The organism is Brevibacillus sp. HB1.1, assembly GCF_013332445.1.
In the GTDB taxonomy this organism is placed as follows: Bacteria; Bacillota; Bacilli; order Brevibacillales; family Brevibacillaceae; genus Brevibacillus; species Brevibacillus porteri.
This window is the reverse complement of sequence record NZ_JABMIV010000002.1, coordinates 1-22,871: the sequence shown is the minus strand read 5'-3', so window position 1 is coordinate 22,871 and position 22,871 is coordinate 1. Positions and strand designations below refer to the sequence as shown.

Genomic DNA, 22,871 nt, shown 5'->3' with positions numbered 1-22,871 from the left:
CTTGCTGTTTATGCTCTGTTTCTACTTTTAGTCTGTATCCGGTGCAAGTCCTTGCGATTCAGTTTCTTTCCTGTTTTTGCTGAGTAGAGCTCTTCTGTATGATCAATAAACAAAATTCCTTCCAAATGGTCCATCTCGTGCTGAATACACCGAGCGAGAAAATCTTCGGCTTCGATTGTCTTTGTTTCTCCTTGGCGGTTCAGCGTCTGAACTTTGACATAATTCGCCCGACGAACGATTCCAAACACACCCGGTATCGAAAGACAAGCTTCTTGCCCTTCCTGCTCACCTGATTTTTTCATCCATACCGGATTGATCAGTTCAATCAAGCCGCTACCACAATCCATCACAACTAAACGCTTCGGGATGCCAATCTGTATCGCGGACAAGCCTGCTCGACCTTTCCCAGCGTAAATCGTTTGGGCCATATCATCCAAAATCTTTTCAACCTGTGGAGTAATGGACGGTACTCTTTTTGAAGTTTCACGCAAGATAGGGTCCCCCAGGCGAACGATCCTGCGTTCAGCCATTTCCTTCTCCCTCCCGCATTACTCAGTTTTCGATTTCAAGGTAGCAAATCCGTTCCTCGCTGTCAAAAGGAACCTCGCAAAATCTGAAATATCCCGCTGGGCAAGGGTGACAAATGCATGTAGATACGCTATCTTTATTGGTAAACATAGATGTTTTCAAATGAAGAGGGAGGCTATCATGCATTCATTGGCATCAACGCTGAACCAAACCATCCAGCGGGAAAACCCGCACGTGTATGAAATGCTGTCTGACATCGCGAAACTGATTTATTTCCCAAAAGAAGGGATTCTCAGCCAGTCGGCAGAAGCGAAAGCAAAAGCGAAAAAGTACAACGCAACCATCGGGATTGCACTGGAAAACGGTCAACCGATGCACCTTAAGGTCATCCAGGATAACCTGTCTGCTTACCAACCAAAAGACATTTACGAGTATGCTCCCCCAGCGGGAAAGCCTGAGCTGCGTGCAGCATGGCGTAAAAAAATGATTGAGGAACAGCCTTCACTGGCTACCCATACGTTTAGTAACCCAATCGTTACAAACGCATTGACGCATGGCCTGAGCATCGTATCTGACTTGTTCGCTGACAGCGGCGACAGTGTCATCATCCCGGACAAAAACTGGGAAAACTACGAGCTTACTTTTTCGATCCGCCGTGGTGCGGAAATGGTCTACTATCCATTATATAACGACGAGATGAAATTTAATGCTGCTGCTTTGCGTGATGCCATTCTCGCACAAAAAGACAAAGGCAAAGCCATCGTCGTACTCAACTTCCCGAATAACCCAACTGGCTATACACCAGGTCCAGAGGAAGGAAAACAAATCGTCGCTGCACTCAAAGAAGGCGCCGATGCTGGAATCAACATTGTCGCAGTGACAGATGACGCGTACTTCGGCTTGTTCTTCGAGGACTCCATGCACGAATCTCTCTTCGCTAGCCTATGCGACGTTCACCCGCGCATTCTGCCTGTAAAAGTAGATGGGGCTACCAAAGAGGATTACGTATGGGGCTTCCGTGTTGGCTTTATTACGTATGCATCTCCATCCAGCGACTTGCTCAGCGCTTTGGAGCAAAAGACAATGGGAATCATCCGCGCGACTCTTTCCAGCGGATCTCATCCTTCCCAAACGTTCGTACTGCATGCAATCACAGCTCCGGAGTACAAAGCACAGAAGCAGGAGAAATTCGATATCATGAAAGGCCGTGCCAACCGCGTCAAGGAAGTGCTCGACAGCGGAAAATACGCTGACGTGTGGACTTACTATCCATTCAACTCTGGCTACTTCATGTGCCTCAAGCTAAAGACTGTCGAAGCGGAAACATTGCGCCAGCACTTGCTGGAACAGTATGGCGTCGGTACGATCGCTCTTGGTCAAACTGATTTGCGGATCGCCTTCTCTTGCATCGAAGAAGAAAACATTGCGGACTTGTTCGATTTAGTCTATAGCGGTGTGAAAGATTTGGAAAATGCAGTAACCAAATAACAAGCTCTATTGCAAATGCGTCTTGATCTCGTGTCAGGGCGCTTTTCGTTTTCTTCCAAAAAAAGACCCCGATACCCAAGGAAGTATACTTGCGAGGGTTTCCGAGACCTTTCCATCATGCTATTTCCATTCGCTTTCAATCGACGAACGTATACTGTTCAAAGAAAATAAAGTATTAGACTGATGTTGTTGATCTAATCAGTTTTTTTCGTTGCAAAATCTACTGCCTTCGTAAAATTAGTTTTAGACTATCCTTGTTAAATGAGCCCGTTCGTTTAATGTTCCGTGGTGGGTTGCTTCACTACCCAAAAGGAGCCTGTAGAAGATCAAGAGATTCAATAATACGTTGTTTCACCCATACATGTGTAAACTCTCAACTGCTAAACAACAAGTAGAAATAGAGAAGAAGGAAGAAAAACGTGAAATGTTTATTCTTACTCTTTTATACTCCATAAGAAACTAATTTTGTTTCGAGGAATCCTTCAATCCCCCATTTTCCGCCTTCACGTCCGAGACCACTATTTTTTATTCCGCCAAATGGTGCTTGTGTTTGCGGAGGAACAGAATCATTGACACCAATAATCCCATATTCTAATTTTTCTGGAAAGGTTAAGCATCGTTTAACATTTTGTGAAAAAATATACGCTGCTAACCCATAATCACTGTTATTTGCCATGTTAATAACTTCTTCATCATCTGTAAACGTAACAATTGGAACGACAGGACCAAATGTTTCTTCGGTAAAAATTTTCATATTTGGGCTTACGTCCGCTAGAACAGTAGGGGCGCAAAAGTAGCCCTCCTCATAATCCTCACCTGTTAAACGGTGTCCACCCATTATGATGGAAGCTCCTTTTTGCTTTGCGTCTTCGATTTGATTTAATACTTTATTTAATCCGGCTTCGTTTACTAAAGGTCCAATTTCCGTTTCAGCATTACGACCATCCCCAACAACGATCCTCTCCATTCGTGTAACCAGTTTTTTCGTGAACTCATCAGCAATACTCTCATGAACATAAAGTCGATTTGTACTGATACAAGTTTGTCCTGCATTGAGGAATTTGCTTTCTACTAAACCTTTTACGGCTAAATCAATATTTGCATCCTCAAAAACGATAAATGGTGCATGACCCCCGAGCTCTAAAGAAACGCGTTTAACTTCATTAGCAGCTTGTTGATATAGCAACTTTCCGACTCTTGTAGATCCGGTAAAGTAATCTTTTTTACCATTTTGTTTTCCATAAATTCTTTTCCAACCTCTGTTGGTTCACCTAGTACAACGTTTGCAACACCTCTTGGAAATCCGGCTTCCTCTATGAGCTCAAATATGCGAATTGCAGTTAATGGTGATAGCTCAGAAGGTTTTAAAATGACAGTACATCCTGAGCAAGAGCCGGTGCAAGTTTTCTTGCAACCATACTAATTGGAAAATTCCAAGGAGTTATAGCAGCTGTAACACCAACTGGAGCCTTACCCACATGTAACCTTTTGTTTGCGAAGGTGGAAGGGATTGTTTCACCATACACCCTCTTTGCTTCTTCAGCATACCAATTGAAATTGTCTGCAGCACTTAATACTTCGACGACTCCTTCTTTAATAGGCTTACCCATTTCGTTAATGTACATTCTTTTTACTCTTGGCATCCAATTCTCTCCTTTTAGACGAATCGTTATTATCATGAAGAAAACACTCACTGATGAGTGTTTTCTTCTCAATTTTCTAACTTTTATGATTCGTTACTATTCTATCTCCCTTTATATTCCGGTTTGGTTTTTTCAATAAAAGCTTTGGTTCCCGTTCTATAGTCTTCTGTTGATGCAATTAATCCAAAAAAATCGGCCCCGAGGTGTGCAGATTCTTCTAGTGTTACATTTAGCCCGCGGTGAAGGGCTTCCCACGTTAGTGTAACGGCTATTGGTGATTGAGCTAAGATTTCTTGTAATAAGTTCTCGGCTTCAGGTAATAAATTCTCAGGCTCCACCACCCTATTTATAAGACCAAACGTATATGCCTCTTCTGCACTTATAGAGTTTCCTGTTAGTAATAACTCAGCAGCACGACCTTTTCCCACTAATCTTGGTAATCGAGTAGTTCCGCCAAATCCAGCTACCGCACCAATACGAACTTCTGGATGACCAATTCTAGCATGATTGACAGCAATTCTAAGCATACAAGATTCGGCTATTTCAAGACCGCCACCTAATGCAGATCCGTTAAGGGCAGCTACTACTACCTTACCTAAGGATTCAATTTTACTAGTGACTTCAACAGCTAGTTTTGCAAAATCTCTTACCTCAAGAGGGGTAGCGGAATTAAGGAATTTAATATCAGCACCAGCAGAAAATACTTTTTCTCCAGTACCTGTTATAATAACCGCCTTTACTTCTTGGTCTTTTTTTGCTTTTTCTAATGCAACTGAAAGCTGTTCAAGTACTTCTCGGTTTAAAGCATTTAATGATTCAGGTCTATTTAGCGCAATGGTTGCAATACGATTTTTAATCGAATAAAGAACGACATCATTATGTGACATCATACATCTCTCCATTCTTTTGTAAGGTTATAGGAACTAAATGGTACTAATTTAATCTCGAAAATAAAATCACCTCTTATTATAAAATTTTTTCACTTGATAAGTATTGAGAACTCTCTGTGTTTTAGAAACGTTTAGTACTACTTAAGGCTATAAAAAATGAGTCATGGATAATCCTGGTGTATGATTAGAAATATATAGTACTAACATTCCGGAGTCAATACCCCTTTACACAAAAAATTCGTACTACTTCATTTACCTTTGAGGAGAATTTCTCTCAGAAGCGGAAAAGGGCTTAGAATTCGCCCTTCTCTAATTTTTCAATCAAGGTGGAAATGTAGATACCACGAAGCTGTTCGCCACGCTCACGAACCACACCGACGGGAGGCGCATTATCGAACATCGGGAAGTTGTAATCTCGGTGTTCGTAGTCATCCATACGCTTTTGATATTTACGATCCTTTGCAAGCCCCTCTGTAAAGAGAAATTTGGCTCGCAGGGCCTCGAATGAATAGCCCCTACCCCAAACGGTTAATGACAGGGATAAGGCTGTTCAGAGATTCCGTATAAGCGTTAGTAATGCGGTGGTCGAAGTAAGCGAATATCTCTTCGTCCCAATTCATCATGGCCTTTGTAAGAGGCTCAAAAGCGGATTGGAGTTCCTTCGGTATTTTGGCTTTCCAATCGTTATATTTGATAAATGCCTTTTGTCTTGAATCGCAATCCCAAATATCGAAGAATGATTCCTTCAAGCTATACGCAATACCGAGAGTGGGGTGATTCTTCGTCCATAGTTCAAGCGTTATTTTATCCATCTCTGTAAGCTCTTTATGGCGTTTCAGAAGGATAAATCGGTCGTGCATGAGCCCACGCCGTTCCGTTGGTGATAAACCACCTCTAATCTGTTTGCGGATGGTTTCTAACGCTTGGTTCGCCATACGGACAACGTGAAACTTATCGACGATGATAGTAGCCTTTGGCATAACAGCCTTCACAGCGTCTTTATACGGTTTCCACATATCCATCGTGAAATACTGTATTCGCCCTTTGTTCGGAAGACGTGAGAGGTATCCAACAACTGTTTCCTTATTTCGATTAGGTAGAATGTCCAGTAATGTTCGTTCTTCAATGTTGGTTAATACGCAACGAGGCTTGATTATTTGAATTTCATCTATGCCAAGCCAATTAGGTGTTACAAACCGAAATGTTTCTTCGAGGTGGTTAATGTAATCGCGAAAGATATTGCGGATCGTCTTTTCGTTAAGCCCCACTTCTTCTGAAATACTGACGAATGTACGCCTAAGGCTTTGCTTCTCTACGTAGGACAACAAACGCTTTGTACAGTTCCGCGTTGCGTCAATGGTGTGGTCCAAGCGTTCCCAAAAGGTCTGAGAACATTCACGACAACGATACCTCTGACGCTTTATGAGTAGCCCTACATGCTTACCGTGAATAGGTAAGTCCATACAAACATGTTCCCTGTTACTGTGCTTGTAGAGGTTCGCTTTGCATCCACAATGAGGGCAAGCTGAAGGTGGAGAGTTCGTCACCACTTGTATTAGAAAATCATATTTATTCTCACTAATACTTAGGATGTTGAATTTAGGAAGATTTAGAATATCCATATGAATTTCTTCTATGCATTTATGATGCATAGTCCTTTTTTGTTTTAGCGTGATTAGTCAAAATACCACTTGCTATAAAAGAGAACAACGAACCGGCAAAGCATATTGCCGCAAATATGCCTACGGCGGAAAAACCGTTAAATGTCGCATAAATCAAGCCGGCGAACCAAGAGCCGAGCGTTGTCGCAGCGTACATGATCGAATTGGCCAAGCTAGAGATCGTGCCACGAATTGTCGGATTTAATGAATTCAGCATTCCCATTATGAGCGGAAAGACGATTCCCATGTTTACGAATATGAAAAAGTATACCCCTTCGAAAGACGCAACCGATGGCAGGTGAGGCAAAGCAATAAAACATGCAATAGAGACGAGAATGCCCACAACCATCGTATTGAAACGATTCAACATTTTGATCACATAAGCACCGCTAAAGCTTCCCACTAAGTTCCCTAGCCCAAGAAAAAACATTACGTACCCCACTTGATCAACCGAAAGATGATAGCGGTCCGTCATCCATTTTCCAATGAAAGAAAAGGCAGCAAAAAATCCACATTGAAATAAGAAATGAGCCAGGAAAGATCTTCTCGCGATTCGGCTTGTCAATAACGGGACGTATCTTTTAAATATCGGAAGCTTGGTTCTTTGGTCTTGATTCGGTTTCATTTCGGGCAAAGCATAGGGGATGAATATCGCCACCAACAACGAGCACGCACCGATTGTAAAAAAAGGATAAGACCAACGGGTTGCAGCAAGCATGCCTCCAATCGGTATGCCGAACGCTTGGGAAGCAGCCAAGCCTGCCATTACGATTCCTGATACTTTGGCGGTCTTTGCCGCAGGGAACAGAGCAGGAATAGAGGCCCAGACTTGCGGCGCTGTGAATGCTGCGCTGATTCCGGCTAAAAAACGGAATAAAAACATCGTCCAAAATCCTGTCGCAAAGCCGCATAAAATGGTTGAAACCGCGAAGCAAACCATGCCGGAAAACATTACTTTTTTGCGATCCCATCCATCGGAAAGCGGTCCAGCTATCAGAGCAAATATGGCATATCCCAACGCATATGCCCCGACCATCCAACCGGCATATTCGGTCGGGATATGAAACAATTTCTGAAGAGTGGGGATGAGCGGAGAAATCAAAAATGTATCTGTACCGATAACAAACATGATGAGAAAAAATAAAGCTGTTAACTTAATCATGCGATTCACCTTCTCCTATCGATCCTAGTTTTGTTGTACAAGAACTTTTGAACTAATGAAGAAAAAAAAGAATTTCTTTCTACAACGTATCAAGAAATCCCGGCAAGTAAGATTCAAAGGTCTCCATGTCGATACTCGTATACTTCGTTTGAGCTTCTTTTCGTACCTTAATCAATTTCGCCTCCCTTAAAGTACGCAAATGATACGAAGTATTCGACTTCGAAGTATTGCAAATGTCCCCAACTTCTCCGCAATTCATCTCCTTCTTCTTGGCGTATAGAACTCGTATGATTTCCAATCTTGTTTCATCAGCTAATGCTTGAAACATTTTGACCCTGTGCTCATTATTCAATGATTTTTGAGTAGTCATAAAACCATTGTACTAAGATATTGCTACAAATCAAGTCTTTAGCAAAATACCACCATATTCTCCGATTTATAAGGGAGATGTTTTGAGTTTGTCTCCACTAAAAAATCCGAATACCCCAAAAAAAACAGACTGGATTGCCTGTTTTTTTATATATAGAGGTGAGCGAATGAGAAATATGTTAATCAAGAAGAAGAAAGAAGTTGTCTATTGTTTGTTTAATAAGTAAAGGGTCCTTCATCATTTCTCCGAGAATAAGAGAACCTTCTAATGTGCTTAAGAATAATAATGCCATCTGTCTAGGGTGAACAGTTTTATTGAATTCATTATTATCCTTCCCTTGTTTAAATATTTTTATGACGATCGGTTCAATTTCACGGAAAAAAAGAGTGATAGCATCCTTTACATCAGAAGATTGTTCGGAAGACTGGATGTACAAAGAAATGAATGGACAATTCCCACCTCCATTTCTTTCTATCAAGCCACCTAAAAGCAATTCAGTAAAATCACTTAAACGCTCTCTGACAGGTCGATGATCTTGCTTTGAGGCTTCTATCAGACAGGATTCATATAAACTAGTCCAATACTTTACAACAGCTAATTGAAGATCTTCTTTGCTTTTGAAGTGATAGTAAATATTGGATTTTGAAACTTTACTTATTTTCATCACTTCATCCATTGATGTATTGCCATTTTTCAAAAATAATTGTGCAGCGACTTGGATCACGTGTTCTTTATTTGTGATTTTACTATACACCGGTGTTGTCTTATCTATGAAGGATTTCGTACCGATTTTGAAGTCTTCAGTGGAAGCGACTAAACCAAAGTAATTCGCATCGAGTTGGGCAGACTCTTCTAATGTTAAATTAAGGCCGTGGTGCAGAGCCTCCCAAGTTAATTTTACTGCCATAGGCGATTGGGATAAAATTCCTCGAATCATATTTTCGGCTTCTATAAGTAATTTCCCAGGTTCAACTACTTTATTTACTAGTCCCATATTATATGCTTGTTCCGCGTTGATAGAATTTCCAGTTAGTAAAAGTTCTGCTGCTCGGCCCTTTCCGATTAATCGTGGGAGGCGAGTGGTACCACCGAAACCAGCTACTGCACCAATCCGAACTTCAGGATGTCCTAGTTGCGCATGTGATGCTGCAATACGCAGCATACAGGCTTCTGCAATCTCAAGTCCTCCTCCTAATGCTGTGCCGTTTATAGCAGCAACTACTACTTTACCCAAGGATTCTATTTTATGAGTAATCTCGACAGCAAGTTTCGCTAGATCTCTTACCTCAAGGGGAGTTAAAGAGTGTAATAGCTTAATATCCGCACCTGCAGAAAATATTTTTTCTCCAGCTCCAGTTATAATTACAGCTTTTACATTCTGATCTACCTTAACTTTATCTAAGGTTTCAGATAGGCTTAGAAGTAATTCTAAGTTCAAAGCATTTAAGGATTCAGGACGATTTAAAGTGATTTTTGCTATTCCTTCATCTTGGGAATAAAGAATGAGATCTTTCATGTTCATCGAAACACTCCGTTATCTCAATATTTACACTTCTATCAAGACTCAACTGTATGATGTTACTAAAGTATATATCAGATAGTTTACATCTTGATCATTATTTTAGAACTATATAGTTCCACTTGTGAAAAGTCAATCATAATAAGCTGTTTTCACCCTCACCTACTCGACTATTCAGTCAAAAAATTCAAACACGTATGAAATGATAATACCACATTTAAGAAGATAATTTATCCTCTGATCGAACGCTAATGGGGACAGAAAAAGACCATAACCTGAAGCCTGAACCCTGACCTCTAAACCCTTATCTGAAGGGAATACGCTCTCAAAGTGTGCGGACTAAAACCCAGAATGCGTTTAGCGGCCTCATACAACAAAACCCCTCCCAAGGCTAATTTTTATTAGCTTCACTATGTTTGGAAGGGATTCAATTGACGCTTATTTAGTTCTTTAGAAAAATTCAGTATAATTGAATTGTTTATTTGAAAGCTGAACCGAAGCACTGCTTGGATTCACGTAAGCATAAATCCAAGGCGATACTACAAAATAACCAATCCTTGAAAGAAGAAGCCCCTTTTTCGGGGCTTCTTCTACCATATAGAGCCTGTCCCGCCCAGGCTGTTATTGTATAATGCATTCCCCCGACGATGATGTGCACCTTACTTACACCTTTCCCGATACAGACTGTTGAAAACATCGCCAAGCGAGTTCACACCTGTGTTACCACACTGCCACAAGACTTTGGTTCTCGTCAAATACACTGCAATCAATGAATCCAACGGTTTGTCCTTTCTTCATTACCTTTGCTTCCGCCCTGACCGTACGACTCCATACCAGTTTCAAATTTCTTCGGGATAGGAGTGGCTCTCGGTCGCATCATCTCAAACAGGAATTGATCACGGGGCAATTGCTACAGATTTTATGCCTAGCAGTTGTTTTACAGTTGATGATTGTATTCCACCTGTTATCGCATTTCGATGGCATATTAGAAGCTTGTTCATTTAGCTATCCTTTCTGCATTCAATCGAATAGCAAAGACGTATCCTGAGATTCATAAATATGAGCCGCGCACGTGTCCAATAACGTTTCAAGCTTGCGATATAAGGCGCCCCCGAGACTTAGACGCTTTACTCCAAGCTCCTTGAGCTTTTTGCATCTTGTAAGCCCTGGCGCAGACATAAGGTTTAGAGGAGCGGCAATTTGCACTGCAGCCGCTTTGATTTCGTTATCATCCCTCAATCCAGGAACAAAAATTCCGCTTGCGCCACTTTCCACATAGGCTTGCGCCCGGGCCATCGTTTCGTTTCTCGGATCTATATTCAGCAAATAGGTATCTGTCCTTGCATTAATATAAAAATCTTTATAGCCGCTCTTCTCTAGTGACATTCTTATTTTCGATAAAAGCTCGCATTGTTCGTTCAATGGTTTGAGACCTGCTTGATCCTTGTAAGAATCCTCTATATTGATCCCCGCAACCCCTATATCCGCAAGTTTCAATACATTCTCGACTATCGTTTTCTCATCTTTTCCATAACCCGTCTCTATATCGGCAGAAACAGGGATGTTAACATGATCCAATATCGTTTTTATGCGATTTAGTATTGTGTCAAATTCAATTGTTTCACCATCCGGATAACCTAAGCTTTTCGCTATTCCCCAACTCGTTGTACCGATAGCTTTGAATCCGGCTTTCTCCAGAGACAATGCAGAAAACAAGTCCCAAGCGTTACCTAACAATAAAAGCTCGTTTGATTCATGTAATACTTTAAACTCCTGAATTTTGCTCATACCTTTATCCCCTCTGCACCACTGAAATTCTTTGTAGTAAGTCCGAACGTGACAATACCAAAATGATACTGATCAGTCAGATTCAGTTTTGCAATAATTTCTATATTCTATCAAACGGATTTAATAAGCGCCGTGTCTAAAAAAAATGAATCGGCAATATAGTTGCAAAGCTTAGTGGAGATGTTATTCGAATTTTGTCGCATGAAAGAAAACAGATTCCCCTGTAAAACTTTGCTGACTCTCTTTCATCCTAAACCTCGTTCAAATAACACTTAAAGCTCATCTTCCAACTGCTTCCTTCCGGTATCAGGCGATTCGATCCTGTCGCACCCATCTAACGAATCTTCTCGAAAGGAATTTCCCGACACGGGAACCTGATCATCCTTTATAAGTGTATTTCATGAAATTCCCATTTCCATCCATGCTTTTGCAAGTCGTATCAGCTACGTTGGTACATACCCACCGGTTGCACCTTTTCTGTACGATAGCCTCCATATTCCAGCACGCGCAGATCTCGTGCTAACACTGACGGATTCGTCGATAATCTTGTCTCCATATTCATTTTAGTTTCAACTCCATAAACACATCCGCTCTTACATAGGGCATGGGCCCGATCTGCTCAACAGGAACGTGCTTGAACCCAACCGATTCGTAAAGATGAACAGCGTTCGGTAGCTTGGTGCTACTGCCCAAAAAGAGCGATGTTGCGCCAAGCCCGCGTGCGCGGTTAATGGCGGCATGGATGATTCTCCGTCCGTATCCGCGCCCCCGCACCTCGGGTGTAACGCTCATCTTCGAGAGCTCGAACACACCGGCTCCAGTCGGAACGAGTGCAACGCATCCGACGATCGAATCGCCATCGCGTGCGATGAGTACGTCTCCTCCTTTGTTCACGATGTTCTCCACTGGGTTATTGAGGATAATCTGGTCTTCCTCTTCGATGGCAAAGAGGAGGGCGATCCATTCCTCGTTAAGTGTTTTGAAGGCCTGAGCCTCTTCGGGGGTCTGCATCGAAGTGATCGTGAGCACTGTTTCAAGCATGCTATGTTTCCTCCTCTTGTATGTATAACTTCCACTAAAGAATTAACCAAACGACTGATCAATGTCAACAAATCAATTTTGACCATATATAATCTCTATGATTGGACGGTGGCAGCCCAATGGAACATCGATTTTTCGCTTCTTTCTTAATGGTCTGCGAAGAGCTTCATAGGGAATGCAGCACTGTGTGACCCTGATGAGTAAGCGATTTGGCAAGCGTAGCAAACAGAATTCCGCCCCACACGATTCCCCCGTACCGGAGATAGCAATCAGCCAGTCTCTTACGGACTACCGATTTTGACACCAAGATTTGAGAAGGAGACGAACAGACTGTTTGCAAATTCCTGTGCTTCGGGTGCTGTCGCTGTCATCCAGATTTGACTGACGATAAGCCCACTTGTATGCACGGCTCCCATAGTACAACAATACCGACGAGCCATATGAGTGACGCCCCTGCATTTTGAAAAAGAATGTAGCACACCGTCAAATCGATCAGATAAAGTATCGCCGTTCTCGATAAATGCTTGCCGAACAACTTGCCCGCATACCGGCTACCCTGCACGCCATTGGTACAGAAGACGACAAATAAAAGACTGACTATCTTCCCGCTCATTTGGACATTTGCAAACACCCTTCTCTTATGTCTTAGTTCAATCGGGGGATCACTGCATCCTGCCCAGCGTTATGATGTCTTCCTCACCCCACGATCCAATACTACGATAGTAAAAGCCATGACGATAACCAGACCGGCTGAGGTCATAATGGCAGACAAACCGGCATTGTTAAGGACGAATGCACCGAGTACAGCTCCCGCTCCAGAAGAGGAATTGAACACGGTCGTATACACGGCAGACGCCGGTATGGCCTCCTTCCCACCAGTTCGCAATACCCATGTCTGGATACCGATAAAAAGTACCGAGATTGCGGCACCCCAGACAACGAGCAGCGCCAGCACTGGCCCAACCCCGGAACTTAGCCCGATCGTGCCCAGACCAATGAGCGATGCGAACATAAGCAACAGTGATACGGCGATGACCGGCTTCATAAAGCGGTCGATCAGCCCCCCGGTAAGCACATTTCCGAGCAAGCCGGCGGCCCCGAAGCCAAAGAGCAGAGCGGCGATCATAGCGGGGTCAATGCCAGGGACGTTTCTCAGAAACGGTTCGATGTATGTGAACGCTGCGAAATGCGCAGCTACCGTGAAGATTGCCACCGTATAGACGCGCCACAGCTTGCTGCTACGCAGCACACTGGCCAAGGTGGCGAATCCAACCGATCCTTCGGCCTTTATTTGCGGCAGTACGATGGCCATTAACAGCGCCGTGAGCATGCAGGCCGCGACGAGGATGCCAAATGCCAAACGCCAGCCCCATGTCTGTCCGATCAGGTTGAGCAGCGGAACACCCAGCACGTTCGCAATCGACATGCCGCCGAAAACGATCGAAGTCGCAAGTCCCATCCGGTTCGGAGGAGCCATCTGTGTCGCAAGCGCGGCCACCATTGCCCAGAAAACGCCATGCGATAGCGCTCCGATAACCCGCGCCAGCATCAGAACCGGGAACGAATGGGCGATCATCGCAAGTCCATTCCCGGCAGCCAGCACTACCATTAGCCCGATGAGTAGCGGCTTCCGCGGAAATCGGTTCGGCAGTACGGCGGATAGTAGCGCGCTGCCTGCGCCAATCAGCGCATAGGCCGTCACGATGAGTCCTACCGTTCCGGGACTGCGCCCAAGATCGGAAGCGATAGACGATAACAGTCCGATCGGAGCGAATTCGGTGGCAACAACAGTAAACATGGCAATGCCGAGAACAACGATCGCCAGCCAACTGCGAATACTAGTTTTCGACGGTTCGGCTTGATTCAAAGCAACCTTAGACATAGTATCCCTCCGTATTGATCAGCCATATTAAATACCAATTGGTACATAATCTAGATAAAAGAAAAGCAACGGGCAGCTGCTCTTATATCCGATGCAAAAGTCTTGCAAATAGTGGGCTGAGTGCCGTTACGAGTAGGCATTCGGACTGACTGCCGATTGCTGCCCTGGAGACGTTCCATTCACGAAAACTTTCTGTCCCTCATGGCTTTGCGGTCGAGACGATAGCTGACTACTGCCAGCAAGGACGCGGCAACTGCCACGATGCCTCCGGACCAGGATACATCGATCAGCCTGATGTTCGTTGTCACCCATCCTCCGAGCGCCGACCCGACCGCAATGCCGACATTGACGGATACGGGTGTAAGAGACGAGGCTAAATCCCGAGCAGTCGGAAAATGCTGGTTGGCCAAATCGATGAAATATAATTGTATCGTGGAATTCCTCGGCATAGAGGACCAGGGCAATAAAGGAGATGCTGATCAATCCCCTAACCAGCTACCAGCGTATTCGCGGAAACATACAGCGATGCGAGAATGACGCCCTGAATCAGGAACACATACCGAAGCTTGCTGCTCCCATCCCGTGCGGCCAATTTCCCACCAATCAACGTACTGAAGATGGACACGGCCCCATAGAGTAGAAACACTAAGCTGATATACCGTTGCGGAACTCCGCGCCCCTTTCAGCCCCTTGGGAATGGTCACCGAGCTGGAAATCAAGGAGATAGCGCCCAACAAGGCGGTGAACACCTCTCCCCCTCCCACGAGTAAACTAAGCTCTCTTGACGGCAATCTGCACCTCAGCGACATAAGCTTCCGGATCGCCTGTCTGTTCATGAGGGATGCAAATTTCGCGCCGCGGCTCGTTTTCGATCATTCGATAACCATTTCGCTCAATCCACAGCGCCAGTTCCGTGCTTGCAGTGCAGCGGCTCGTCGTCCGACAATGATGGATCAGTGTGGCCATCAGCGGAACACCCAGTAACCGTTGGACCACAAAGGGCGGCTGGCTTACCATTTTATCGGTCAGTAGCCGGGCTGCTTCAATGTCCATATCGTCATCGCTTTCCAAGCAGTCATGCCACAAAACGATCTGCGACAAGGACGGCCGACCGGCATTGCCCAAATAATCGTCCAGCTGCCGAAACATCTCCGGAATTTGCCGAAAAGAAGTTCTTTGCCGATAAGACACCACCAATTGCGGTTCCACTTCTTTCAGCACGACATTATGCGTCACCTCCTGTTTTCCCTCATTCTCGATGGCATGTAGCCGGTCTTTGATGCGAACCAACTTGGCCTGCTCTTTGTCCACAATGGACTGAATCTCATGCTGCTTGATCCGGAACATCCCTCTGATTTGCTCAAGCGGAATTTGCTCGTCAATCATCCGGCGAATTTGCTCTAACGAGAACCCCAGTTCTTTGTAGGCCAAAATGCGGTGAAGCTGGAACAACTGATCGGCAGTGTAGAATCGGTATCCGGAGTAAGGATCGGTATGGGCCGGCTTGAGCAAATTCAGCTGGTCGTAGTACCGAAGCGTCTTGACAGACACTTGGCTTATCTTCGAAAACTCGCTGATTTTGAACATAAATGCACCCCTCAATAGCAAATATTGTGAATCTGCTCACTTCTTCCGAAGTATAACTTTCCCGTTAAGGGGAGAGTCAAGCAGACAGAGAAAATTCAGAACAGTTCCGCCGCCGTTCTCTGGTTCCAATTCGACTGAGCGGACTTCCGAACAGAAAAAAAAGCCGCACATCGATGTGCAGCTGGATCTAGGGACGACAGGTCATTAAAAGCCAGCAGCGTTCTGTACGACGAGAAACGATACTTTCTCCGGATGTCTGCTAGCCGGTCAAACGTATACTCAAACGGTGCATCGCTGTACCCGTAACCGGGATAATCCGGTACGAAAATGAGAAATTGATCGGAAAGTCGCTCGGTCAGATCGCGAAACATAAAGGAGAAGCGGGAAAGCAATGCGTAAAAGCAGAACCCGGCCTGTTGTTGTCTCCGGCTTCGCGATAGAAAATGTTCAGTCCGTCGATCTCTATCGTACGATAATGAGTCACAAGAATCCTCTTTTGAGAGTCGGTTCCTTCGAGACCACGTTTCAGTTACGGTAGATGAAGTCTGCAATGAGACGTCCAACTTCATTCGGTGCATCTTCCAGGCAATAATGACCCACGCCTGCAAGCCGATGAACGGGAGCGTCGGGGAACAACTCCGTGAACAGTGGCAGAAAATGTTCAGCGTGCAGAGTGCGATCAGACTCTCCCCAAATGGCCATTGCTGGCTTGGTACAAATCATGCGGATGGCTTCGGCATTAGGTACTTCAAACTGGTGCGCGCCTGTAGCATACCCTTTTGCCCAGCCGATCGCGCCTAGACAATCTGCCGGATCGGCAAAGTGCGAGCCGTAAGCCGCCAGCCAGGTGTCGGTAATCAGGGCATGGTTCTCAAAACCGTTCAGTTTGAGCGTGCTGAGAATATTAAAACCGAGTTGGCCCAACACGGCCTCGAGACTCCCGTCCTTCTCCGCTTGAACAACCCATTGGAACCAAGGCGAGACGACGACATTGGCGCTCAACCGGTCTCCGAGGCTGGACTGGCCGAACGGTGTCGGCCCATTGGTCGTGATCAGCCTGCGGATGCGATCTGGATGGCGGGCGGCGAGTCCCATCCCCACTGGCCCGCCAAAATCGTGCATAATTAACGTGATTTCCCGCAGGTCAAGCGCAAGCACGAACCGTTCGAGATTGTCGATATGATCTTGCAGCCAGTAGCTACGATTCAGAGGAGTCGCACTTTTGCCGAACCCCATATGATCAGGGACAATGACACGACAATCCGAGCTCAGGACCGGGATGAGGTGCCGAAACAGATAGCCCCAGGTTGGCTCTCCATGAAGACAAAGCACAGTCTCACCTCCGTGCGGCCCTTCGTCAACATAGTGCATGGCAAACCCGGGAGCGTCGGTGAAGTGCGGTGTGAATGGGTAGGTACCTTCGCAATCCGCAAACGGATCGCGGTTGAGGTTATAAGAATACGTCATGAGAAATGTTCCCTCCTTTGAATTGCCTCGGAAAATCTAGCTGGATGAAACAGTATAAAATCTTCCTACAGTCATAATTGACGAGCAGCATGATGGCAATCAGTGGTATGTGCCAGTTCTCCGTTTGATGTCTAAGCGGTGGGCGTCAACTGACGGGTAAACGCCCAGAATAATAGTGCCAGAAAGCTGATGGCTGAGCCTAATAGGCATACACCACTCCAACCAGCCCACGCATAAACGAACGTCGAGAGGAACGAACCGACAGCGCTGCCGAGGGAATAGAAAATCATATATCCGGCCGTAAGCCGGCTATGAGCCTCGGGGCGCACACTGTAAATCATGCTTTGATTCGTGACATGTACGGCCTGTAACCCAAGATCGAAGACGATTACGCCGGCAATCAAAGCCCACAGGGAATGAATAGTAAATCCAATTGGTAGCCAAGATAGGGACATGATGAGCAGCCCGGTGCCGGAAACTTTCTGACTCCAGCCGCGATCCGCCATTTGCCCTGCCCGGGCCGCACCCAACGCTCCGGCGGCTCCAGCTAGACCAAACAGACCGATCTCCGTATGAGAGAGTGAAAAAGGCGGTTGGCTGAGTGGAAACACCATTGGCGTCCACAAGACTGAAGTCGAGGTAAAGATCAAAAAGGCGATCAAAGCGCGTATGCGCAAAATCGGCTCCTCCAAGAACAACATGAAAACCGATCGCAGCAATTGCGGATAAGCAATCTTTTCCTTCACCTCGTCGTGCGGCGGTAGCACACGAAACAACATAACAGTGATGAGCAGCGTCAACGCCGCTGAGAGGAAATAGATCGCCCTCCATCCCGCGAGATCGGCCATGAACCCCGCGATGGTCCGCGCCAGCAAAATACCGATGACAATGCCGCTAGTCACCGTCCCGACTACACGGCCGCGCTCAGCCGGCGTTGCCAATGCGGCCGAGAATGCAACCAGCACCTGCGTGACCACCGCGAGTAACCCAACCAAAGCGCTGCTGATAAAGAGCAGTGTGCTGTTTGGTGAGAAACCGACAGCGGCTAGCGCCGCAACAGATAATGCTGACTGACCGACGATCAACCGTCTGCGGTTCAGCAAATCGCCAAGCGGCACCAACAGCAGAAGGCCAAGTGCATACCCGATCTGGGTGATGGTGACAACAACCCCGATAGTCGACTCACGGATACCGAACTCGACTGCCATAGCGTCAAGCAGTGGCTGTGCATAATAAACGTTCGCTACAGCAAGCCCACAAGCAACGGCAAACAACAACGAGAGCCTACGTGGCAGCGATGAATGTGACGTGGAAGCACGAGCATCGGTTTTACTCGAGGAAGCCTTCCCGGCACTCCAGTTTTCTCCGGCACCTCCCTCCACTATGTCTTGAAGGTTTTTCATATCCCCTCACACCCTTTCTGATTGGATTGGTTAACCTTATTCAGTTACATACTGATAAGTATATTATACCATTCGGTACATAACTGGATGAAGTGAAATATATATTATACTTCCGTAATTTGTCAAGGGAAAACCGAAAAAATTTGACTATTCTTTTACCGCAAGATATGATTTTAATGTACTGAACGATATGAAAAGGAAGAGGATAGCTTATGGTTCGCCCTCGGGAGTTTAATGAAGAGCAAGCACTACATGCCGCGATGGAACTGTTTTGGGAGAAGGGCTACGAAGCGACTTCATTAAGCGATTTAACGGCAAAAATGGGCATTCAACGCCCTAGTCTCTACGCCGCGTTCGGAGACAAAAAGGAGCTTTTTGAAGCTACACTTCGCAAATACAATCAATCCCACGCTTCTTATGTGCGCGCCCGACTGCAGAGCGTGCCGTCTGTCAAAGAATCGTTTCGCGCTTTCTTTGCGGGCATTGTGGCGGAAGGATACGAGGAAGGTCCAAGTCGGGGATGTTTTTGCCTCAATGTCATGGTCGAGCTTGCTCCACATGATGCCAAATTTGAAGAGCTGACCAGAGAGCACCAGATGTATTTGGCGGCGATCTTTCAGGAAATCATTGAACAGGGTGTGCGATCCGGCGAACTGGGGAATCATGTGAGAGCCAAAGCGCTCGCCCAGACACTCGTCGTTTCAATGATCGGTCTTACCACGTTGATGAAATCCCGCCCCGATCGAACATTTGCGGACAACGCTGTTGCGACCATTATCGCCTTTCTGGAGTAAATCGTTTGTCATTTGAAGTGCTCAGCGATCCTTTGGAACTGATTTTGAGGTGTTCGAAGAAAATAAAGCTTTAAACTGATCCCGAATAATGAGACAACGGCAGCCTAGGACAAGAAAACCTGAAATATTCAGGGAGTGGCTTTGAACATGGCATGATTTCAAAGGCACTCTTACAAACATTTAATGCTCTCTTGTAACATTGGTTCGTACTTATACTGAGTTGCGACGGGTGCTATTGGATCAGCTGCGGGTAGTGCCGTATGGAATACAATAGGATGGACTGGTGTCGCCAGTTTGGGTTTGGTGCTCGCTGCAGTTTCATTCCTTACTTATCTTTGGAATAGGCGCATACAAAAGTTCTAAGCCACTAAATGTTCCGCATTGAAATCAGATTCCAACTCGTTAAAACCGGCTCCGCTTAACAGGGAGCCGGTTATTTAGTAACCTTAATTGGTCAACAAACACGCTCCCAAGGGGTTCTTAGATGTCAAGTCAAGAGTTACGAACGAACTTCAACTCCCGAATGAAAGTTAATTTTGATGGCGGCGATCTGACTTCGGACGCTGGTCTTCTTCTGTATAAAGAATTCGATCATCAAGTCGGTCTATCTAAGACTGTGAAGCAAATCCTTGTGGTCGACGATCCGGTTCACCATCGGAATCATCCGAATGACGAGGTGGTTCTGCTGAAAATTTAATAGAATGTGGCGGGTTATCATACCGACGACCATGCCGATGATTTGAGCTACGAGCTACGAGCTACGAGCCACTTCTGCCCGCGATGCTAGGGAAGAAACGGCTGGCTTCGCTGCCGACGATATCTATGTTCAATGAAAAGGCAACGATCACTACCGCCAAGTCATTGGAAAACGTCAATGAAGTGCTCCCTCACCCGCTCGCTTTGTTCTACTGTCAGATGGTCCAGAATTGTCTGCATACTAGGGTAGCAATTGGAACAAAAGCAAATGCTGTTCACGGTCCAATAAATCGTATCCCAAGTCTTTTGCCCATGCGTTTTGGTCAAAGGAAATTAGTAGCGGCTCCACCTCCGCCAAGACTTTTCTCAGCCTGTGTGTGGACAAAATCTCGGAATCCGTCACATGAATAATAATTTGATGGATGCTCAATTTATCAGGTGCGGGCTTGAAACGAAGTTCCTCCTCGGCCAAGCCTTCAATGGCTTCACAGAGCATTACGGATCCGCGACCGTACTATTCAATCACCGCTTCCACTTTTGTCTCCTCCTTGTAAATGAACCTATTTTCCGCTTATTATATCATTTTAGTAAAAGTTGGAAAAGTTAATCGAAGCCCGTAAGAAGAATTGAAAACAGAGGAGTGATGAAGCCAAATGGAACCCTATTTTCGAATCGGAGAAATATCCGCAATGTTTAACATCCCTCTGCAAACGCTGAGATATTACGATAAAATCGGTTTATTTTCTCCTGTCCATATCAATCGAGAAACAGGATATCGATACTATTCTTTGTATCAGCTTCCGCTTCTGCATCGGATTAAAAAGTTTAAAAGCATGGACATCCCCTTCTCTGAAATAAAAGAGTTAGCGAAGACACAGTGGAATGCTGACCGGATGGATCATGTTTACGCCGTCCAGCTCGAGCGGCTGGAACAGAAAATGAGAGAGATGCAATCGTTGAAAATAGAGCTCGAAGACAAACGCAATCGTCTCATGGCGTTGCGAGCAGAGCCAAAAAATCAGATTTCCGTTCGGCGATACGAGGCAAGAAAAATATTTTGCAAATTGATTGACGTATCTACATATAAGGAGCAGGAAACCGAATATTACCGCTCATTCCTGCCCTTTTCCAACCAGGTTGATTATATCAATACGGAACCCGGCTTTATTGTGACACAGCCCACTTTCTTTGATGAGCGAACGAATGCTTCCTATTTATTTCTCGTCAACCCAACGGTCGTTCCAGAAGGATTCCGGGCTCATCACATGGCAGAAGGCACTTATTTAACGCTTCTTATCGAAGATAGCCACGCAAACTCTCCTACCTATTACAGTTTGCTGCGTCAACATATTTTGGATCAAAAAATTGAGACAGTGAGCGACATCTACGAATTTTGTTACACCAGTGTGTGGGAATTGCAGGTTCAAATAAACTCCTTGACCCTACAATCATTGTAGGGTTTAGACTGAGGGTACTCTCAGATCAATTTGGAGGAACCCTTATGAAAATACTAGTTGTCGTTGCCCATCCAAGACCAGATTCGCTCACAGCGAGCATGGCGAAGCGGTTCACGGCTGGCTTGACCGAAGCAGGACATGAATTCGAAATCGCCGATTTGTATGCCGAAGGATTCAATCCGATCTTGCATACAATCGATGAGCCTGATTGGAGTAATCCGAACAAAGCATACTCAGACGAGGTGCAGCGCGAAATGGATCGGATCCGAGCAAGCGATGCATTGGCCTTTCTTTTCCCGATATGGTGGTACAGCATGCCTGCCATCATGAAAGGATACATCGATCGGGTGTGGAACTATGGATTTGCTTATGGCACAGGCAAATTGCCAGTTCAAAAAATAAGATGGATCACCATGGTTGGCGAGACACAGAGTCAATTTGAAAAACGCAATTATCATTTGATGGTGGAGCATCACCTGAACGTAGGCTTGGCGCAATATACCGGCGTTCAAGATACCCATGTACACTTTATGTATAATTCATATGGAAAATTTGATGGTAGCTCGAAAGAAAAGAGCGAGGCTCATTTTGCCACTTTATTGAACGAGGCTTATCAGATCGGGCAAGCCTTTTAAGTTGAATTGGATGAGCAATATGCGATTTATGGATAAAGAAGTGGATACTACGCGGAACTCTTAAACGGCTCCCTTAGGTATCCCCAGTTTCCCAAAGAAGGTACTAAGGCTTACACGAAACCCAAAAGGGTTGAGACCCAGACGAAGCAAGTAGTTTTGGCACCAGGACAATATTTTGAGAATGGTTATTTCACCATTGACGGCAATAACAACTTGGTATTCGTTGATAAAAACTTGAAACGTAGGATAACTGATCAAGGTGTGGTTCAACTGGGAGCTACTTTTGATCTCTTCCACTCCGATCCCAAAACCTATGAATTCTCAATGGGAATTTATTATGTGAAGAACAACCAATTGTGGGCCTATACACCGTTTCAGGAATCTGAAAAACAAATGCTTTGCGACAATGTGACTCAACTTTCAGATCGTGACTTTTCTTTTCAAGGCTTTCCATCCTCGCGTATGCAAAAGTACCATTAAGTTTCACTTCCTTATAGGCAGGGGGCAGATCTTTAGGTTTCTCAATTTGGAACCCATCCAAATGAAAAGAAGTGGTCACCTCTTTTACCATGCGATGTCTTCTATCCCAATAAAAATAATTTTTAATCCGTAGAAAACTCTACCTGAGTTTCAAAACCTTCAAGATCTTACTTCAACAACCAAAGCGCTTCTCCACCTTAGTGAGCAACACAAGATTCTTGCCTGGTCGACAAAACTGGTTATTTTGGGTGTAGTGCCTGTCAGCAAGTACGATTGCCCTATGTTCCCCTTTACTGATCAATTTCCACGGCACTTACTCCCCCCCTTGTTTTACATAATTGGGCTTGAGTTATATAGGATTTTCTCAACTATCCTGCCCT

At 45.2% G+C, this 22,871-nt stretch carries 20 protein-coding genes and 4 pseudogenes; 6 read left to right on the top strand and 18 right to left on the bottom strand.

Annotation, left to right across the window (positions count from 1 at the left end):
* Window positions 1-8 precede the first annotated feature (8 nt).
* Window positions 9-530 (bottom strand): peptide deformylase, encoded by a 522-nt coding sequence (gene def, locus HPY27_RS05120; protein WP_174224475.1) that lies wholly within the window; start codon window positions 528-530, stop codon window positions 9-11.
* 178 nt (window positions 531-708) lie between these two features.
* Here def and HPY27_RS05115 point away from each other — a divergent pair, with 178 nt between their 5' ends.
* Window positions 709-2,016 (top strand): aminotransferase class I/II-fold pyridoxal phosphate-dependent enzyme, encoded by a 1,308-nt coding sequence (locus HPY27_RS05115; protein ID WP_174224474.1) that lies wholly within the window; start codon window positions 709-711, stop codon window positions 2,014-2,016.
* 442 nt (window positions 2,017-2,458) lie between these two features.
* On the opposite strand, the pseudogene HPY27_RS05110 reads toward HPY27_RS05115, so the two are convergent.
* The 16 genes and pseudogenes from HPY27_RS05110 to HPY27_RS05040 all read right to left on the bottom strand — a co-directional run.
* Window positions 2,459-3,629: pseudogene (locus HPY27_RS05110) on the bottom strand (NAD-dependent succinate-semialdehyde dehydrogenase); the annotation flags it as partial.
* 131 nt (window positions 3,630-3,760) lie between these two features.
* Entirely contained in the window at window positions 3,761-4,549 is a 789-nt protein-coding gene (locus HPY27_RS05105) for an enoyl-CoA hydratase/isomerase family protein (RefSeq protein WP_238144441.1), read from the bottom strand.
* Between the two features lie 292 nt (window positions 4,550-4,841).
* Window positions 4,842-6,171 (bottom strand): annotated as a pseudogene (locus tag HPY27_RS05100) (ISL3 family transposase).
* Window positions 6,172-6,190: 19 nt separating this feature from the next.
* The gene (locus tag HPY27_RS05095) at window positions 6,191-7,372 is read right to left on the bottom strand and encodes an MFS transporter (RefSeq protein ID WP_174224473.1); all 1,182 of its coding nucleotides are present in this window, start codon (window positions 7,370-7,372) and stop codon (window positions 6,191-6,193) included.
* A gap of 79 nt (window positions 7,373-7,451) precedes the next feature.
* Window positions 7,452-7,700: an ArsR/SmtB family transcription factor gene (locus tag HPY27_RS05090; RefSeq protein WP_371814304.1), complete on the bottom strand. Its 249-nt coding sequence runs from the start codon at window positions 7,698-7,700 to the stop codon at window positions 7,452-7,454.
* A 220-nt stretch (window positions 7,701-7,920) separates the two neighbouring features.
* The gene (locus tag HPY27_RS29940) at window positions 7,921-9,264 is read right to left on the bottom strand and encodes an enoyl-CoA hydratase-related protein (RefSeq protein WP_217368472.1); all 1,344 of its coding nucleotides are present in this window, start codon (window positions 9,262-9,264) and stop codon (window positions 7,921-7,923) included.
* A 1,017-nt stretch (window positions 9,265-10,281) separates the two neighbouring features.
* On the bottom strand, window positions 10,282-11,049 hold the full coding sequence (locus HPY27_RS05075) for an isocitrate lyase/PEP mutase family protein (RefSeq protein WP_173621929.1): 768 nt from the start codon (window positions 11,047-11,049) through the stop codon (window positions 10,282-10,284).
* A 439-nt stretch (window positions 11,050-11,488) separates the two neighbouring features.
* A pseudogene (locus HPY27_RS30030) lies at window positions 11,489-11,590 on the bottom strand (class I SAM-dependent RNA methyltransferase); the annotation flags it as partial.
* A 17-nt stretch (window positions 11,591-11,607) separates the two neighbouring features.
* Entirely contained in the window at window positions 11,608-12,090 is a 483-nt protein-coding gene (locus HPY27_RS05070; protein WP_017248931.1) for a GNAT family N-acetyltransferase, read from the bottom strand.
* Between the two features lie 281 nt (window positions 12,091-12,371).
* A complete protein-coding gene (locus HPY27_RS05065; protein WP_158527468.1) occupies window positions 12,372-12,530 on the bottom strand; it encodes a hypothetical protein in 159 nt (52 codons plus the stop codon).
* A gap of 242 nt (window positions 12,531-12,772) precedes the next feature.
* Entirely contained in the window at window positions 12,773-13,972 is a 1,200-nt protein-coding gene (locus HPY27_RS05060) for an MFS transporter (protein WP_017248932.1), read from the bottom strand.
* Window positions 13,973-14,151: 179 nt separating this feature from the next.
* Complete coding sequence (locus HPY27_RS30335; protein WP_256436619.1) at window positions 14,152-14,280, bottom strand: hypothetical protein; 129 nt, start codon at window positions 14,278-14,280, stop codon at window positions 14,152-14,154.
* A gap of 171 nt (window positions 14,281-14,451) precedes the next feature.
* Window positions 14,452-14,721 carry a hypothetical protein gene (locus tag HPY27_RS05055; protein ID WP_173621933.1) on the bottom strand — a complete coding sequence of 90 codons (270 nt, stop codon included), beginning with the start codon at window positions 14,719-14,721 and terminating at the stop codon, window positions 14,452-14,454.
* A gap of 22 nt (window positions 14,722-14,743) precedes the next feature.
* Window positions 14,744-15,559 (bottom strand): MerR family transcriptional regulator, encoded by an 816-nt coding sequence (locus tag HPY27_RS05050; protein ID WP_173621934.1) that lies wholly within the window; start codon window positions 15,557-15,559, stop codon window positions 14,744-14,746.
* A 525-nt stretch (window positions 15,560-16,084) separates the two neighbouring features.
* Window positions 16,085-17,026 (bottom strand): alpha/beta fold hydrolase, encoded by a 942-nt coding sequence (locus HPY27_RS05045; RefSeq protein ID WP_173621936.1) that lies wholly within the window; start codon window positions 17,024-17,026, stop codon window positions 16,085-16,087.
* Between the two features lie 131 nt (window positions 17,027-17,157).
* A complete protein-coding gene (locus HPY27_RS05040) occupies window positions 17,158-18,429 on the bottom strand; it encodes an MFS transporter (RefSeq protein ID WP_173621937.1) in 1,272 nt (423 codons plus the stop codon).
* A 212-nt stretch (window positions 18,430-18,641) separates the two neighbouring features.
* On the opposite strand from HPY27_RS05040, the gene HPY27_RS05035 reads away from it, so the two are divergent.
* Together HPY27_RS05035 and HPY27_RS05030 are read left to right on the top strand one after the other, a co-directional pair.
* Window positions 18,642-19,223: a TetR/AcrR family transcriptional regulator gene (locus HPY27_RS05035; protein ID WP_017248938.1), complete on the top strand. Its 582-nt coding sequence runs from the start codon at window positions 18,642-18,644 to the stop codon at window positions 19,221-19,223.
* 484 nt (window positions 19,224-19,707) lie between these two features.
* Window positions 19,708-19,920: a transposase gene (locus HPY27_RS05030; RefSeq protein ID WP_174224472.1), complete on the top strand. Its 213-nt coding sequence runs from the start codon at window positions 19,708-19,710 to the stop codon at window positions 19,918-19,920.
* Between the two features lie 182 nt (window positions 19,921-20,102).
* Here the strand turns inward: HPY27_RS05030 and HPY27_RS05025 are convergent.
* A pseudogene (locus HPY27_RS05025) lies at window positions 20,103-20,415 on the bottom strand (DinB family protein); the annotation flags it as partial.
* A gap of 157 nt (window positions 20,416-20,572) precedes the next feature.
* Here HPY27_RS05025 and HPY27_RS05020 point away from each other — a divergent pair.
* The 3 genes from HPY27_RS05020 to HPY27_RS05010 all read left to right on the top strand — a co-directional run bounded on the left by HPY27_RS05020 (window position 20,573) and on the right by HPY27_RS05010 (window position 22,491).
* Entirely contained in the window at window positions 20,573-21,376 is an 804-nt protein-coding gene (locus HPY27_RS05020; protein ID WP_017248941.1) for a MerR family transcriptional regulator, read from the top strand.
* 44 nt (window positions 21,377-21,420) lie between these two features.
* Complete coding sequence (locus tag HPY27_RS05015; RefSeq protein WP_017248942.1) at window positions 21,421-22,011, top strand: NAD(P)H oxidoreductase; 591 nt, start codon at window positions 21,421-21,423, stop codon at window positions 22,009-22,011.
* A gap of 156 nt (window positions 22,012-22,167) precedes the next feature.
* Complete coding sequence (locus HPY27_RS05010; protein WP_017248943.1) at window positions 22,168-22,491, top strand: hypothetical protein; 324 nt, start codon at window positions 22,168-22,170, stop codon at window positions 22,489-22,491.
* The last annotated feature ends 380 nt before the right edge of the window (window positions 22,492-22,871 follow it).